General features: G+C 51.4%; 1 protein-coding gene. It reads right to left on the bottom strand.

The features are described 5' to 3' along the window. Positions 1 to 21 precede the first annotated feature (21 nt). Complete coding sequence (locus AC1VYS_RS24890) at positions 22 to 19,092, bottom strand: non-ribosomal peptide synthase/polyketide synthase (RefSeq protein ID WP_482911892.1); 19,071 nt, start codon at positions 19,090 to 19,092, stop codon at positions 22 to 24. Positions 19,093 to 19,124: the final 32 nt, after the last annotated feature.

Below are 19,124 nucleotides of genomic sequence, written 5' to 3' on the forward strand. Positions count from 1 at the left end.
ACACCCAGACCGGGTAATGGACTAGAAAATAATATCGATAGCCTCTAACTCATCTTGCTCCTGTTCGGATTGTCCATTCAAGGAAATATCCTTTAGCAGTATAGAAGGCTGTTCGCAAACCTGACGGATAATCAGGAGCAGGTCTTGCGCAAAATTGTCGATCAGATTGCGTGTGAACAACTTGGTGGCATATTCAAACTGCCCGTTCATTCCCTCATCCAGCAACGAAATGATCAAGGTAAGATCAAATTGGGACACGGCATGCGTTTCTGGATATGATTCGATCTGGATCTCTCCGAAACTTTGAACGTTGTCTTCCTTCGTTTCCAGAGCAAACATAACATCGAATACAGGATTGCGACTTTGATCTCGCGGCACCTGCAGCTTTTTCACAAGCTCCTCGAATGGATAATCCTGATGGTCGTAGGCCCCCAGCATCGTTTCTTTGACTTCGTTCAAATAAGTGAGGAATGTCTTCTCGCCGGATGGATAATGGCGAATCGCTAATGTGTTGACAAACATTCCGATAAGCGGCTCCAGGTCAGCGTGCGTGCGGCCGGAAACCGGCGTGCCTACAATGATATCATCTTGTCCCGAGTACTTGCTGAGCAGGATGGAATAGGCGGCCGATAATACCATATACAGGGTAGCACCATTCTCATCAGCAATGCGCTGCAAGTTGTCAGTCATCAGCTTATCGATGCTGAAGGGAAGTACATCTCCCTCAAAGCTACGTGTAGCTGGTCTCACAAAGTCTGTAGGCAGTTCAAGCGTAGGCAGTTCACCTTCCAGCATATCCAGCCAGTAAGCTTCCTGACGTTTCAGCCGCTCTTGTACAGGTTTGGACTGCTGCCAGGCAGCAAATTCTTTGTATTGAATACGAAGTGGTTCCAGCGTCTCACCGTTATACAGGCGCAACAGCTCTTCAACGATGATGCCCATCGACATACCATCCGTGACGATATGATGAATGTCCAACATGAGCAGATGCCGTTCTGCTTCCCATTCAACTATGCCCACACGCAGTAGCGGCGGCTGCTCCAAGTCAAAGACACGCACAAAGCTGTCTGCAATGCTCCTGGTTTCACTCTCCGTCGCTTTCGTATACTCGACGGTAAACTCCAAGTCCCGATAAATCCGTTGTACAGGTTCACCGCCTACCATTTCGAAGCCCGTTCGCAAAATTTCATGACGAGCAATTAGTCCTTTGAGTGCCAATTCGAATTGGTTCCTTTCCAGTTGCCCGACGAGAACCGTCATACCAGACATGTTGTAGCTAAGCTCCGCACCTTCCATCTGTTGCTGGATGTATAACCGTTTTTGCACGGAGGAAAGCGGATAGTACTCCTTCTTGTCTAGCACCGGAATAGAAATGTGTTCCTGTCGCTCCAATTGGCTGATGGCTTCGGCCATCGATTCGATGGTTGCATGCCGGAATACATCGCGCAGCGGTAAGTTTACGCTTAACTCCTTGTGTACTTTGCTTACGAGCGTCGTTGCTCGCAGAGAATGTCCACCAAGGTCGAAGAAATTGTCTGTTATGCCAATCTGGACCGAACCGAGTACGTCCTGCCAAACGGCAACCAGTTTCGCTTCTAATTCGGTGCGCGGTGCCACGTATTCGCGGCCTGCATTTGCTACCCCTTCCGGCGCGGGCAGCGCCTTCCGGTCGATTTTCCCATTCGGCGTCAAAGGCAATCGCTCCAGCTCCACAAAGTAGGACGGAATCATGTATCCCGGCAACTCGCTGGAGATCTCCCGTTTCAGATCTGCCGCGGTCAATTCGCCTTCCGCTGTATAATAAGCGCACAATGCTTTTTGCCCTTCCTGATCTTCCCGGACAACAACGACTGCTTCCTTCACGCCACTTACACTCAGCATCATCGCTTCAATCTCGCCCGTTTCGATACGATATCCCCGGATTTTCGCCTGGTTGTCAATCCGACTGATAAAGTCCACGTTGCCGTCTTGCATCCAACGAGCTGAATCTCCCGTTCGGTACAGTCTCTCTCCCTCGGCGAACGGACTATCGACGAATTTCTCTTCTGTGAGGTCCGGGCGATTCAAGTATCCGCGTGCCACGCCAACTCCCCCGATAACCAGCTCTCCAAGTACACCAACGGGCACCGGGTTCAGATGTGCATCCACAATGTAAAACTTCGCATTCAGCCACGCTTTGCCGATTGGTACATGTCCAGTCTGCGGCAGCAGCGTCAACGATTCATCGTAGAAACTGGTGTCAATCGCCGCTTCCGTCACCCCGTAGGCGTTGATGATCCGGAACACCGAGCCATAGCGTTCCTGCAAAGTTCGGTAATCCGCTACGCTGCAGCTGTCCGAGCTTGTAATCAGCAGCTCCATCCCGCTCATATCCAGCCCTTGCTCATGCACGTAGTCCAAAAACGGCACGATTAGCGCTGGTGTCGATTCGAAGATAGTCACTTGTTCCCGCTCAATCCAGTGATGCAGACGGGATGGATCAATCCGGTCGTCCTTCGGTACAATTACCATAGTACCTCCGTTATACAACGTGCGCGCGATATCGCCCACGAATACATCAAACGAGAAACTGGCGAGCTGCAGCAGCCGCACAGGGAACTGATCTAATCGGTATTCCCGACGGTAACCCGCCGCCGTATTCACCAGACTGCGGTGCTCAATCATAACGCCCTTCGGTTTCCCGGTTGTTCCCGACGTGTAGATTACATATGCCAGATCCTCTGGACGTGCTTCATGGAAGCTGTCCATGCCAGCAACATCAACAACATCTGGCCGACTCGCATCTCCATCGTTCGCAGCACTTTTCAGCTTGTCCGAAACGATACCCGAGCCCATCGATGAATTCGCCCGCTCAACGCTATACGATTCCTCGTCGTCCAGATACAGCACCTTCGCCAGCGCCAGTTCCTCTTCAACGAGCCAGGCTTCAGCACGTTCTCGCAGTAGCGTTTGCGTCAGTAGCACCTTCGCTCCGCTATCTTGGAGCATGAAGCGTACACGGTCTGCCGGATAATCCGGGTCAAGTGGTACATACGCCCCGCCTGCTTTCCAGACAGCCAGCACGGCCACCAGCAAGTCCACCGAACGCTCGGCAAGAATGCCAACGATTGACTCCCGGCCGATGCCGCTTATCCGTAGCGTAGCCGCCAGACGGTTCGCCTGCTCGTTCAGCTTCGCATACGTCAGCCTGTCATTCTCGTATACAACAGCTGTATCTTCAGGCGTGCGCTCTGCCTGTTCCTCGAACAGACGATGGAACGCAGCTGCAGGAACGGCTTCCGCTTCAGGTCGCGTAGGGTTAAACGCGTCGATAATTTCCTGTTCCTCTGCCGTCAGCAAGTTCAACTCAGCAATGGTTGCCGATGGATTGCAGAGAATCGATTCAAGTAGTTGCAAATAGTGAGCGGCCAATTTCTCCATGGTTTCGGTTTTATAAAGAGCCGTGGCGTATTCAAACAAGTATTCCAGACCTTCCTCAATCTCTGTGACGTCCAAGCTTAGATCGAACTTCGAAACAATTTCTTCGCTGGCATACGTCGATAAATGGAGTCCGGGAAGCTGGATTTCCACATTCTCTGTATTCTGCAAAGCAAACATCGTATCAAACAGCGGATTGCGGCTCAAATCGCGAACCACGTTTACCTTATCTACCAGTTCCTCAAACGGATAATTTTGATGTTCAAAAGCACCAAGGGTTGTCTCCTTGATTTCCTTCAAGTAGTCAAGGAATGTTTTGCTTGCAGCCGGATAACTACGGATGGCCAGCGTATTGACAAACATCCCGATCAACGGCTGAACATCGTTATGATTTCTTCCTGCAATCGGCGTGCCCACAACGACGTCTTCTTGCCCTGTATATTTTTGCAATAATATGGTGTATCCAGCAAGCAGAACCATGTAAAGTGTTGCACCGTTCTCAGCAGCAAGCCGTTTCAGACCCTCGCTTTTCTCGCTGTTCATAAACAATTGCAGTGTACGACCCTCGTAGCTCTGCATCGCCGGGCGCGGATAGTCGGTCGGCAATTCCAACACAGGCAACTCTCCGCTGAACATATCGAGCCAGTAAGCCTCCTGTTTGGCAAGAAGCGCCTTCTGCTCGTCCGATTGTTGCCATACCGCATAATCTTTGTACTGAATACGGAGTGGCTCGAGTGGCTCCGCACTGTAAAGGAGGACGAACTCCTCGATTAGTACGTCCATCGAAACGCCGTCAGATACGATATGATGCGTATCAAACATTAGAATGTGCCGATCCTGTGCCAGTTCGGCAAGGCCTACACGCAGAAGGGGTGGTTGAGCCAGATCAAACGCACGAATGAATTCGCGCACCGTTTCTTCCGTTTGCTCTTCGCTGATCCGCACATATTCCACCTGGAAGACAGTTTCTTCATAAATCCGCTGAACCACTTCACCATTTACCATCTCGAAGCCGGTACGCAGTGTTTCATGCCGAGCTATAAGTCCGCGGAACGCTTCTTCAAACCGCTGCCGGTCGAGCTCTCCTTCGAGCAACATCGCTCCTGGAATGTTGTAGCTCAGCTCGCCTCCTTCCAACTGGTTCAAGATATAGAGACGTTTCTGAGCCGAAGAGAGCGGATAATAATCGCTCGGTTCCGCAGCAGAAATAGATGTAAACGAACGGGTCTCCAGTTGCTCCATAGCCATAGCCATTTCCTCAACCGTCGAGTAATTGAACACATCACGAAGAGGGAATTCAATGCCTAGTTCTTTATGCATCTTGCTAACAAGCGTTGTCGCTCGCAGAGAGTGTCCGCCGAGATCGAAGAAGTTGTCCGTTACGCTAACAGCCTTGTCACGAACAAGCACCTCCTGCCATATGGCAGCCAGTTTTACCTCCAGTTCGGTACGCGGCGCCACGTACTCACGTCCTCCGGATACTCCCGCTTCAGGCGCAGGCAACGCCTTACGGTCGATCTTTCCGTTTGAGGTCAGAGGCAGGTACTCCAGCTCCATGAAATATGACGGGATCATATACCCCGGTAGCTCGCTGGCAATAGCCCGCTTCAAGTCGCGCGCAGTCAAACCTTCTTCGGCTGTATAATATGCGCACAACGCTTTCTGGCCTTCCTGATCTTCCCGGACAACAACGACAGCTTCCTTCACGGCACTAATGCGGAGCAGCTTCGCTTCAACTTCGCCTGTCTCGATCCGGTAACCCCGTATTTTCGCTTGGTTGTCGATTCGGCCAATGAAATCCACGTTGCCATCCTCCATCCAACGAGCTAAATCTCCCGTGCGGTACAACCTCTCACCCGTGATGAATGGACTGTCCACGAACTTCTCTTCAGTCAGCTCCGGACGGTTCAAGTATCCGCGCGCGACCCCAATTCCGCCGATAACCAATTCGCCCAGCACACCGACTGGCACCGGATTCAGGTGTGTATCCACAATGTAAAACTTCGCATTTAACCACGCTTTGCCGATAGGTACATGCCCTGTCTGTGGCAACATTTCCAGTGGCTCATCGTAGAAGCTGGAGTCGATCGTCGCTTCCGTTACACCATAGGCATTGATGATTCGGAACAATGATCCAAAACGTTCCTGCAAAGTGCGGTAATCTGCCACGCTACAGCTGTCCGAACTTGTGATGAGCAGCTCCATCTCGCTCATATCCAGCGCCTGCTCATGCACATATTCCATAAACGGCACAATCAGCGCTGGCGTCGATTCAAAAATGGTCACTTGTTCCTGCTCGATCCAGTGGTGCAAACGAGACGGATCAATCCGTTCGTCCTTCGGCACAATCACCATTGTGCCTCCGTTATACAGCGTGCGTGCAATATCCCCCACGAACACGTCAAACGAGAAGCTGGCAAGCTGTAACAACCTCACCGGAAACTGATTCAACCGATACTCCCGACGGTAACCCGCGGCCGTGTTCACCAGACTGCGATGCTCGATCATCACGCCCTTAGGCTTGCCCGTTGTTCCTGACGTGTAGATCACGTAGGCCAGATCCTCCGGACCTGCTTCATGGAAACTCTTCAGATCAGCAACATCAACAACATCTGGATGACTCGCATTACCTTTATTCTTCACAACACCCGTCAGCTTGTCGGAAATGGTGTCGGAGGAGACGTTAGAAACCAGGCTTGAAACAACTCCCGACACCATACCAGAATCCATCGTTGCATTTGCCAGCTCCTCACTGTAAGCCGCTTGGTCGTCGAGGTACAGCACCGCTTCCAGCGCAAGTTCCTCTTCACCAATCCAGGCTTCGGCACGTTCTCGCAGCGGCGTTTGCGTTAGAAGTACCTTCGCTCCGCTGTCTTCAAGCATGAATCGCACGCGGTCTGCCGGATAATCCGGGTCCAGCGGTACATACGCGCCGCCTGCTTTCCAAACGGCCAGCACAGCTACCAGCAAATCCACCGAACGTTCGGCAAAGATACCAACGATGGACTCACGGCCGATGCTGCTGGCACGCAGTGTAGACGCCAAACGGTTCGCCCGCTCGTTCAGCTCAGCATATGTCAGCCTGTCGTTTTCGTACACGACAGCTTCCGATTCAGGCGTACGTTGCGCCTGTTCCTCGAACAGACGATGGAACGCAGCCATAGGAGCCTCTTCTATTTCCGGTTGCGACGGGTTAAACGCACCAAGAATTTGTTCTTTTTCCGCCGACGTCAAAAGTTCCAACTGGTTCACACGCATGTTCGGGTTAGCCGCAACCTGCTCCAGTGCCCAGGCAAAATGACTATGGATCGCCTTGATGTCTTCCTCTCCGTACGTCAGCGCATTATACGTAAACCGCAGCAAAATATGCTCTTCCGGAATAACGGTAATGTCCAGGTCGTAGTTTGTTTGTTCCGGTGACTGGATATTAGCGATTTTCAGCGCTTCTTTGTCTCCGCCGACGACCTGTTCAATTTGTTCTTCCATCGGATAATTCTCAAAGACCATAATGTGGTTGATCAAGTCGCGCTTCTGCTCACTTAGCGACTGAATTTCGAACAGCGGGAACGTCTCGTAAGCTCCTGAAGCCAGCGCTTGATCTTGGGTTTTCCTTAAGATATCAGCCACAGTCTCCTCGGCTTTGCCTTGAACACGGACCGGGATCGTATTAATAAATAGGCCAATCATGCTTTCGATGCCCGGAATTTCCGCCGGACGACCCGATACGACCGAGCCGAATACGACATCTTCACTGTTGTTGTATATCTGTAAAACCAGCCCCCATACGGTCTGCATGAACGTATTAAGCGTCACCTGTTGCTGGCGTGCCACCCGCTCAATTTGCCACGTCAGTTCCTTGCTGAGTTCAACATCGATTTCAGCCGCTTCAAACGCACCCTGCTTCGTCAGCGTTTTCTCCTGAGGTAGCTTGGTCTGCTGATCGTAACCTGCCAAATAGTCTGACCAGTAACGTGAAGCTTTCGCAGCATCCTGAGTTTCCAGCCATTCGATATACCGGGAGTATGAAGTAACCGGAGGAAGCTCCGCCGTGCAATTCTCCTGGAACGCGAAGTAGGTGTCGAACACTTCCTTAATCATGAATGACATGCACCAGCCGTCCATCAAAATGTGATGGTGACTCCAGATCACATGATAGGACTCTTCTCCGGTACGCAAAACGGTAACACGCATCAGAGAGCCTTGAGCCAAATCGAACTTGTTCGCTTTATCGGCGCTGACAAAATCGGTTATCCTCTTCTCCGGGTCTTCGTCGCTTGCGAAGCGAATATCTTCGAAGTACACTTCACACTTCCGCTCGCGGAATACCACTTGAATGGGCTCGTCTCTCCAGCCGGTAATAAAATTGGTTCGTAACGCCTCATTCCGCTGCACCAGCGTATCCAATCCTTTTGTGAATGCTTCAACATTAAGGTTTCCGTACAGATCGAAGGTCACCTGTTCGAAGTAAGCCTCCGAATCTGCATCCAGTAGGCTGTGGAACAACATCCCTTTTTGCAACGGAGTCAGGGTGTATACATTTTCCAGTTCACCTAGTACCGCCGTTTGTTCAGCCAACCGATCCAGTTCCTCCAGCGTCACATCTTGCAGCAGTACGTCACTAGGCGTAAGCTCCGGCCGTTCTTTGGATACACAATGACGAATGACTTCAAGCAAGCTCGAATGAAGCAGAGTGCTCAGACGTTCTATCGTATCCCGTTGATACTGAGTTTCCCCATAACGGATCGTGAGTTCCAATATTCCTTCCGATACCATCCCGTTGATATCAAGGACAAAGTCCATCACTGCATTTGGGCTTGAATCGGAGCCTGGACTAAACGGTGACGGCTGTGAACCACTACTATCGTAATCCTGGTCGAACTGTCCCAAATAGTTAAAACTGATCTCTGGTTCCAATGCAAAGCGCTCGTTTTCACGCGGTGTCGATATATAACGCAGAATGCCGTAGCCGATTCCTTTGTTCGGGATGCGGCGCAAGCTTTCTTTTACCTGTTTCACCTGATGACCGAGTGCCTGAGCATGACCAGGCTCGAGAACGACAGGGAACTGACTCGTAAACCAGCCCACTGTGCGCGTAATGTCTACATCTGGCAAAAGTTCTTCCCGGCCGTGGCCTTCGAGATTTACCAGCACGCGATCCAGACCGCTCCACTCTTTTACCGCGAGTCCAAGCGCCGCAAGCAACAGATCGTTCATTTCCGTATTGTAGGCGCGGTGTGCCTGCTTCAACAGCTGCTGCGTTTCCTCCGCCGACCAACGAACAGTCACGAGCCCGCTGTTCTGCAGGTTGGATCTGCTTTGTTCAAAATCTTTCGGCAGTGGCTCATGGCTCAAATGCTCAATATGCTGCCAATATTCTCTTTCGCCTTCCATCGCCGAGCCGTTTGCATAATCAGCGAGCTGTTTCGCCCACGTTTGGAAGGAATCGGTTTTGAGCGGCAGACGGATCGGTTGCCCTTGCAGTGCCTGCTCATAGCCAGTAGCAAAATCCTCAAGCAGAATCCGCCAGGATACACCGTCTACGACCAAGTGGTGAATCGCGATGAGCAAGTGGTCGCCGTCATCACAACGGAACAAGCCGAGCTTCACAAGCGGACCGTTTGCCAGATCAATGCTCGCTTGAATGTCATTCGCCTTAGCTTCTACCGCTTCTTTCACGTTATGGGCTCCCTTAAAATCGACAACTTCCAGATCGAACAGAACTTCGTTCTCCCCGGCGCCGCGGTTCCAGGCGTTATAACCGTTTTCGGTCTGGCGGTAAACCGTACGAAGAGCATCATGATGTACGACAAGCTGACGCACCGCTTGGCGTAAGGCACCTTCGTCATATCCATGCTGGGAGAACTGCATGAATGCCTGATTGCTGTGATGCACATCGGCCGGATTTTGTTCAAAGAACCAGCGCTGAATCGGAGTTAAGATGACCTCCCCTGTCACTTCGGCCTGGCTTGCCGTTCTCTCCGCCGTTTGAAGCTGCAAACTAAGGGCAGAAATCGTTGGATAATGAAACAAATCTTTCATGACCAGCTTGTACCCCGTTTGCAAAAGACGGGAAGATACTTGCAAAGCCTTGATTGAATCGCCGCCGAGCGCAAAGAAATTGTCCATCGTGCCAACCTGATCCACACCCAGCACGGACTGCCAGACCGACGCAAGGGCTTGCTCAGCAGGCGTACGAGGCGCCGCGTATGTAGCCTCTGCGCGAATGTTTCCTTCCGGTACAGGCAGTGCTTTGCGATCGATCTTACCGTTTGGCGTAAGTGGCATTTGATCCAGGCGCATCATACGCGAAGGCACCATATGGGAAGGCAAAACAGCGTCCAGATGGGCCACAAGCTCCTCCAGATCAAAGTTGGAATCCGCTACGACATATCCGCACAAAAATTTCTGCCCCCGCTCATCCGTTCGATCAATGACAAGGGTCTGACGCACGTTAGCAACATTTTTCATGGCCGCTTCAATCTCACCAAGCTCGATTCGATGACCGCGAATTTTCACCTGGTTGTCGATCCGGCCGATGAAGTCCACGTTACCGTCCGGCATCCAGCGAGCCAGGTCACCTGTCCGGTACAGCCGCTCTCCAGCGGCGAACGGACTGTCTACGAATTTCTCCGCTGTCAAATCCGGGCGGTTCAAGTAACCACGGGCCACCCCGGCCCCGCCGATCACCAGCTCGCCTAGAACTCCAATAGGCACCGGCTTCAGATTCGCATCCACAATGTAGAACTTGGCGTTCAGCCATGCTTTCCCAATCGGCACACTACCTGTCTTCGGCAACTGTTCCAGCGGCTCGTCATAGAAGCTCGAATCAATTGCCGCCTCTGTTACGCCATAGCTGTTAATAATACGGAACTGCGAACCGAAGCGCTCCTGCAAATTGCGGTAATCCGCTACGCTACAAGCATCCGAGCTTGTAATCAGCAACTCCATCGAACTGAGATCCAGACCCTCGGCGTACACATGCTCCATGAACGGCATGATCAGCGCCGGGGTTGATTCAAACACCGTCACGGCGTAATCATGAATCCAGCCGTAAAGTCGGGTTGGATCAATCCGGTCGTCTTTCGGCACAATGACCATGGTTCCACCGTTGTAAAGCGTCCGCGCAATGTCGCCAACGAACACATCAAACGAGAAGCTCGCAAGCTGTAACAGTCGGACCGGGAACTGATCCAAGCGGTAGTCCCGGCGGTATCCCGCCGCCGTATTCATCAAGCTACGGTGTTCCATCGCCACGCCCTTCGGACGGCCCGTCGTACCGGAGGTGTAGATAACGTAAGCCAAATCACCTGGCTTGTTCACATTCGCCAGATTCGATACAAAGTCTGCCGATAGTACGCTTTGCTCGGCTTCTGCCGTAACAGACGTTTCCGCAGCAACCGTCTCCGCTTGTGCCAAAGCCTCTTTCGCTGCCCCTACTTCACCAACAGCTTGTAAGCTCACGTCCGTTTCCGATGCTCCGAGGCTATACGTCGCTGCATCATCAAGTGCAAGCACTGTTTGCAATGTTAGAGCTCTATCTTCGCGCCAAGCTTCCGCTTGCTCCAAAAGGCAGGTTTGCGTGAGCAGTACCGATGCCCCACTGTCCGAGAGCATATACTCGATACGCTCTGCCGGATAGTCTGGATCAAGTGGAACATAAGCGCCACCCGCTTTCCATACAGCGAGAACCCCGATCAATAACTCCGCCGAACGACCAGCCAAAATGCCCACCACCTGCTCCGGCTTCACGCCGTGCTCCCGTAGTACATATGCCAGACGATTCGCTTTGGCGTTTAACTCCGCATACGTCAGCTTGTTGTCTTCGTAGACAACCGCCAACGCTCCCGGAGTACGCTCCGCCTGCTCCTCGAACAGCTCGTGGAACATTCTCTCTCTCCACGACTTATGAGCTTCCAGACCTGTACCCTCTGCGGCGGATTGCTTCGCAAGGGCCGAAGACGATACGTCAAAACCGACCAGCAGATCATGTTTTTCGTAGTCCATCAGGATATCCAAGTCCGAAATCCGCGAATTCGGCTGAGCCAGGATCGACGCCAGTAGCTGATCATAGTGACCCGCTAGCCTTACCATCGTTTCCTGTCTAAATAACGAAGTAGCATACTCAACCTTGCAAACCAATTCGTTACCCGCTTCTACAATATCCAAGCTAAGATCAAACTTTGCTGTTTTTTCCTCAATGTCATATAGCGACCATTGCAGACCTTCAAGGGTTAAATCCAAGCTTTCGTGCTTTTGCAATGAAAACATCGTATCGAACAGCGGATTCCGGCTTAAATCCCGGCTCACCTGAAGAGCTTCCACCAGTTCTTCGAACGGATAATCCTGGTGCTCGTAGGCTCCAAGCGTCGTTTCCTTCACTTTCTGTAAATAATCCATAAACGTTTGCTCAGCAACTGGTTCCAAGCGAAGAGCCAGCGTATTGACAAACATACCGATAATCGGCTGCAGATCAGCGTGAGAACGAGCAGCGATCGGTGTTCCGACCACGATATCTTCCTGTCCCGCATATTTATGAAGCAATACGGTATATGCGGCGAGCAGGAGCATATACAGCGTAGCCCCCGAATCACCAGCAAGCCGTTTAAGAGCTTCACTTTTCTCCGCATCCAGCGTAAACGTGAGCGTTTGACCGTCAAACTGCTGGACAGCCGGACGGGATAAGTCGAGAGGCAGTTCAAGAACCGGAAGCTCTGAGCTGAACACCCCGCGCCAGTATTTTTCCTGTTCTTTAATGTGCTGGCGTTGCTCCTCGGATTGCTGCCAAACGGCATAATCCTTGTATTGGATACGCAGCTCGGGCAATTCTTCTCCATTGTATAACCGCACGAATTCGCGCAGCAGCACGTCCATAGAGAGACCATCGGAAGCAATATGATGAATATCCAGCGCAAGCAAGAATTTTTCTGTCTCCAGTTCGATCAGCAGGGCACGCAGCAAAGGTGGCTGAGTCAAGTCAAACGGCTGGATGAAACCTTCAAGAATAGCCGCAACCTGATCTTCACTCGCTTGAACCTTCTCAATCTTGAAAGCAAGGAGCGGAAAAATACGCTGAACCGGCTCCCCGTCCACGATCTCAAAACCGGTACGCAGCATGTCATGGCGGGCCACCAAAGCATTCAGTGCTTGTTCCACTTTGGCCTCGTTCAAAGTGCCTTCCAATTGCAAGGCGCTTGGGAGGTTGTAATTCAGCTCCAAGCTATCCAACTGGTGCAGGACGTACAACCTTTTTTGAGCGGAGGAAACCGGATAGTATGTTTTCTCTTCCGCTTTCGGAATCGAGATATGTTGCGATTCTTCCAAACTGGCAATAGCCTCGGCCATCGACTCTACCGTCATGTAGCGGAACACATCACGCAGCGGAAGTTCGACGTTCATTTCCTTCCGAATCTTGCTCACAAGGCTGGTCGCACGCAACGAATGGCCTCCAAGCTCAAAGAAATTGTTCAGAACACCAATACCGGAGTAACCCAGCACATCCTCCCAGATCTTCACAAGCTGAGCCTCTGTCCGGTTACGCGGCGCTACAAATTCAACGCCCGTTTCCATGCCGTCTTGCGGCTCTGGTAGCGCTTTGCGATCCACCTTACCGTTCGACGTGAGCGGCATACGCTCCATCTGCACGAAGTATGACGGGATCATATATCCTGGCATTTCCTGAGCTAGCGAGGTTCTCATCTCGCTGACCGTCAGCATGCGGTTCGCCACATAGTAAGCAACTAGCGCCTTTTCGCCCCCTCCGTCCTCACGAGCAAGCACTACTGCTTCTTCCACGCCTTCGACATTCAGAAGCTGTGTCTCGATTTCGTCCAGCTCGATCCGGTACCCGCGGATTTTCACCTGATGGTCAATCCGGCCCAGGTATTCGATGTTGCCGTCTGGCAACCAAGCAGCCAAGTCACCCGAGCGGTACAGTTTCTCCCCCTTCGCAAACGGGGAATCAACAAATTTCTCCGCCGTCAGATCCGGTCGATTCAGGTATCCTCGCGCCAGACCTTCTCCAGCCACATACATCTCGCCCGCAACCCCGATGGGCACAGGACGACGATTTTCATCCAGAACATACACGCTCAGTGTTGGAATCGGCTTACCGATATTGCTCTTTGCCGCCTCCATCTCAACCCACGTAATCTCTTTATACGTCACGTGAACCGTTGTCTCGGTAATGCCATACATGTTAATTAGTTTGGTGTCCGGGTATTTTGCTTTGAACCCCTTGAGCAATAGCGGACTGAGTGCTTCCCCACCGAAGATGACGTTGCGAATCCGCAAATCATATGCATGATCCGATAAGGCCTCACGCAGCAGCTGGTAGAAGTACGTTGGCGTTTGATTCAAAATCGTAACCTGTTCACGCCCTAACAGCGCCAGAAAATCAGCCGGATTCTTCGCAGTGAGTGGCGGTACGATGACCAACTTTCCTCCGTACAACAATGCTCCATACATTTCCCAGACGGAGAAATCAAAACAGAACGAGTGGAACAACGTCCACGTATCAGATGCGCCGAAGTCGAACAGATTCTTGTCGTTGAACAGGAGACGTACAACGTTTTTATGCTCGATCAATGTTCCTTTCGGTCTGCCGGTCGTTCCCGAGGTGTAGATGACATAGGCCAAGTTGTTTGGCCCGGAAATCGGCTCCAGATTCGAAGCGCGCAGGGCATCTGCGGAGTCCGCTCCGCTGTCACCCCATACGAAATCGTCTAATTCAAGCCGCGTACCTGCGAAGTCGGTCTTCTCGTGCAGATGCTGTTGAATCAGCAATAACGGTGCGCCCGAATCCTCGATCATGAAACGGATGCGTTCCTCCGGGTAGTCGGGATCAACAGGAACGTAGGCTCCGCCCGCTTTGAGGATAGCCAGAATGCCGACGACCATATCAAGCGAACGTTCAGCCAAAATCGCTACCAGTTGATCCGCATGGACTCCTGCCTCCCTCAGCTTCCGCGCAAGTCGGTTGGATCTCTCGTTCAGCTCGCGGTAGGTAAGCTCCCGCTCATTCATGACGGCGGCTACGTTATTCGGGTATAGCTCTGCCTTTTCTTCGAACAAGCTGTGAATCGTCTGCTGACGCGGGTAGCCTGCCTGCGAATGATTGAAACCACGCACCAGCTCGTCGATTTCCTCCTCATTGAGCATTTCAAGCGAGGCAATGTTTCCGCCCGGTGCCGCTGCGATAGTTTCAAGCAACTTGTCATAATGTTTGGCGAATCGTTCAGCCGTCTCCTGTTTATATAAAGCCGTGGCATACTCCAACCGGCACTCGAGCTGACCGTCCAGCTCCGAAATATCCAAGAGCAGCTCGAATTTGGACGTTCGGTTTTCCAGCGGATAGAACGATTGCTCCAGTCCCTCGATAACAATTTGCTCGTTCTCCGTATTTTGCAGGGAGAAGAACGTATCAAAGATTGGATTCCGACCGGTCGCACGCGGAATATGAAGACTTTCCACCAAATCTTCGAACAGATAATTTTGGTGTTCGAAAGCCCCCAGCGTAATGTCCTTAACTTCTTCAAGGTACGAAAGGTACGACTTGGAACGCTCCGGACGACTGCGAATAGCCAGCGTGTTGATGAACATCCCGACGATTGGCTGCACTTCTTCCTGCGTTCTTCCCGCAATAGGGGTTCCCACGATCAGATCTTCCTGACCAGAGTATTTATGCATCAGGATGGAGTAGGCCGATAGCAGCACCATATACAGGGTCGTGCCTGTCCGTGCAGCCAGCTCTTTCAACTTATCCGTCCGCTCTTTTCCGATATAAAACTTCACGGTGCGGCCGTCAAAACTCTGCACCGCAGGCCGCGGGAAGTCCGTTGGCAGCTCCAAGACCGGCAGCTCGCCCGACAACTGTTGCAGCCAATACTCCTTCTGCGGCTGAATTAGTTGCCCGTAAGATTCAGACTGCTGCCAAACCGCATAATCTTTGTATTGAATATGCAGTGGAGCCAGCTCCTCGCCCCGATACAGGCGGCTGAACTCGTCGAAAAGCAATGCCGTCGAAATGCCATCTGAGACGATATGATGCATATCAAACAACAGAATATGACGATCCTCGGCAACTTCGATCAGGCCGATGCGGAGAAGAGGTGGCTTGGTCAGATCAAACGGGCGATAATAGCCTTCTACTACTTGATCCACTTCCTGCTCGCTCGCCTGGAGAAAATCTACAGCAAACTCCACCTCATCATAGATGTGCTGCACAAGCTCGCCTTGAACCTGTTCGATCCCGGTACGCAGCGTCTCATGGCGCTGAATCAGTGCCCGGAACGCTTGCTGGACGCGCTTATGATCCAACACCCCTTCGAGAAGAAGCGCCGCAGACATATTGTAGCTGCGCTCAGCTCCGTTAAGCTGGCGCAATACATACAGACGCTTTTGCTCCGATGAAACTGGAAAGTACTTGGCCTCGGGCGCCTTCGTAATCTCATACGCCTCCTGCTGCCTTAACCCGCTGATTCTTTGAGCAAGCTGCCCAATCGTCGTATAACGGAAAACGTCACGCAGTGGAACCTCGACTTGCAGCTCTCTCCGAATCTTCGAAACTAGCGAGGAGGCTCGTAAGGAATGACCACCCAGCTCAAAGAAATCGTCATGGATTCCAACTCGCGTAACACCTAGCACCTGCTGCCAAATGAGCGCAAGTCTTGTTTCCAGCGTGGTACGCGGAGCCACATACTCATGGCCCACTTCCACCGTTCCGGTCGGTTCAGGGAGTGCTTTACGGTCAATTTTTCCATTCGGTGTGAGCGGAAGCTTATCCAGATACATCAGCCGTGCCGGGATCATATGGACTGGCAAATCTTGTTTCAATTGCAGCAACAAATCGCTGGACTGCAAGGAAGCGTCACTTGCCACGTAACCACATAAGTACTTTTGCCCCTGCTCATCTATACGGTCTGTCACTACAGCCTGCTTGACGCCCGGAAAACGCAGCAAAGCTGTCTCAATTTCGCCAAGTTCAATTCGGAACCCGCGAATCTTCACCTGATAGTCGATCCGGCCAATGAAGTCGACATTGCCGTCTTCCAACCAGCGAGCCAAATCGCCTGTCCGGTACAGACGTTCACCTGGCACAAAAGGGCTGTCCACAAACTTCTCGGCAGTTAAATCCGGACGGTTCCAGTACCCGCGAGCAACCCCTGAGCCGCCGATGACAAGTTCGCCTGGAACCCCTACAGGCACTGGCTTTAACGCAGCATCAACAATGTAAAACCTGGAGTTCAGCCAAGCTTTGCCGATCGGCACATGACCCGACGTTGGCAATTTATCCAGAGGCTCATCGTAAAAGCTGCTGTCAATGGCCGCTTCGGTAACACCATAGCTGTTAATGATGCGGAACTGTCCGCCGAATCTTTCCTGCAGTATGCGGTAATCGGTAACACTGCAAGCGTCTGAGCTGGTAATCAACAATTGCATGGAGCTAAGATCTAGCCCTTCATCATAAATATGCTGCATGAACGGCAGGATGAGTGCAGGCGTTGATTCAAATACCGTTATGCTTTGATCCCGAATCCAGGCATGTAAACGACCCGGGTCAATTCGGTCATCCTTGGGCACAATTACCATCGTGCCTCCGTTATACAGCGTACGTGCGATGTCGCCGACGAATACATCAAACGAGAAACTGGCCAGCTGCAGCAGCCGCACCGGAAACTGATCCAACCGATATTCGCGGCGGTATGCATCCGCCGTATTTACGAGACTACCGTGCTCGATCATGACACCTTTCGGACGTCCTGTCGTTCCCGAGGTGTAAATCACATAAGCCAGGTCTTGCGGTGCGCTGTCAGTAGACTCAAATTTCATGTTTAAAGCCTGTCCGTTATAAATCTCTTCATCGTCCAGTGCATAAACAGCTTGAAGCTTCAGACGCTCATCGGCTAACCAACCCCCAGCACGCTCCAACAGATGACGCTGCGTAAGCAGCACCGAAGCATCGCTATCACCGAGCATGAATTCAATCCGCTCCGCCGGATAATCAGGATCCAGCGGTACGTAGGCCCCGCCAGCTTTCCAAACGGCGAGCACTCCGACCAGCAGCTCCACCGAACGTTCCGCCCAAATACCTGTAATTGTTTCCCTTCCCACACCCTGTTCGCGAAGAAGAACAGCCAGCCGATCGGCGCGATCATTTAATTCGCTATAGGTCAGCTGTTCGTTCATGTAAACAACTGCCGGATGATCCGGAGTTTCCCGGGCAAACCTTTCAACATACCGATGAAATGCTTCGCCTTCGTTCAGTTCTGCCACCGAAGGGTTAAACACGTGGAGAATACGCTGTCTCTCCTCATCACTCAACAGGGAAATTTCGCGTACCGCGAGTTCCGGCGTCTGAACAAACTGATCTAGAACAGTTACATACTGTTCGATAATCCGATCAATTTCGGTCGTCTCAAACAGGCCAGTACGATAGGATGCATGGAGAATGACATGGCCTTCATTCAACATATGATCGAAACGCAGCAATAAATCGTCCATTTCATGCCTAGCAAAGTGAGCTTCCAGACGTACTTTGATTTCTTCGTATTCCTCAATTTTCAGAGGAAGATATTCCAGAGACGTGCGGAACAGTTCCGAGAGATCGTTTCGGCCGTGTTGTTCGCGCAAATCCTGAATTAACTGATTGTAAGGATACTTTTGATACCGAAGATCCGCTGTATTTTCCTTGGCAACTTGGTGAATCAAGGAAAGCACGTGCTCGTCTGGATTTAGATGAATGCGTGTAGCTACGGTGCTGACAAACATGCCTATGGTTTCTTTTTCCTTCTTACTGGTCCGATTGGCAAAAACCGTGCCGACTGGAACATCGGTGCTATCGGTCAGTTTGTACAACAAGGCGTACATCGCGGACAAAAATAATGTATATAAGCTGACCTGATGTTGTTCACCGAAGGCCAGAATGCGTTCATACCGGGAACCGTCCAAAGTGATGGCAATTGTATTGGATTCGCTGCCGATGGAGAATGGCGGAACCGATTTAATACCGGTCGTTTCAGGCAAAGTGTTGTACTTCGTCAGCCAATATTCTTTACCTTTTTGATAACGCGCCGATTGCTCATAATCTTGCTCCGCAGAGATATAATCCAGATAGGAAGGGGCTTGGCCACTTCTCGTGATGCCTTTATTTTCGCCTTTGCCTCCATCTTTATCTTCGGCTTTGTCTTTGTCTTTCCGCAGTTCCAGATATTTTTCCATTACTGCATGCAGCAACGCATTAACAGACAAACCGTCAGCGATGATATGATTTATCGTCAAATTAAGCCATACCTGGCCGTTCGCAAAAAGGATCATCGTAAATTGGTGAAGGTGTTCATCGAACACACTAGCCGGCTTTTGGCTTAAATCATTCACCCATGCATAAAATTGTTCGGTATTGTCTATTTCGAGTCGGTTTATTATTGCTTGCACATTTTCCGGTTCTTCAAACCACTGCGTTGGATTTTGCAAATCCCCACCAAGGCGGATTCGGAAAGCGTCATAGGTTTTGATGATCTCTGTTGCTGCTTGCTCCAGAAGCTGTGTGTCGATCTCACCCGTAATTTGATAGGTAGCAGAAAGCATCGTGATGGACGTATCCGGATTCATAATCTCCATGAACCATATTCGGCGCTGGGCTTGCGTTAATCCATATTGCTTGTTGGCATTCTCTCTCACATCGACACACTCCCGTTTTAGAGATTGTTTGT

It is taken from the genome of Paenibacillus sp. G34 (assembly GCF_056856875.1).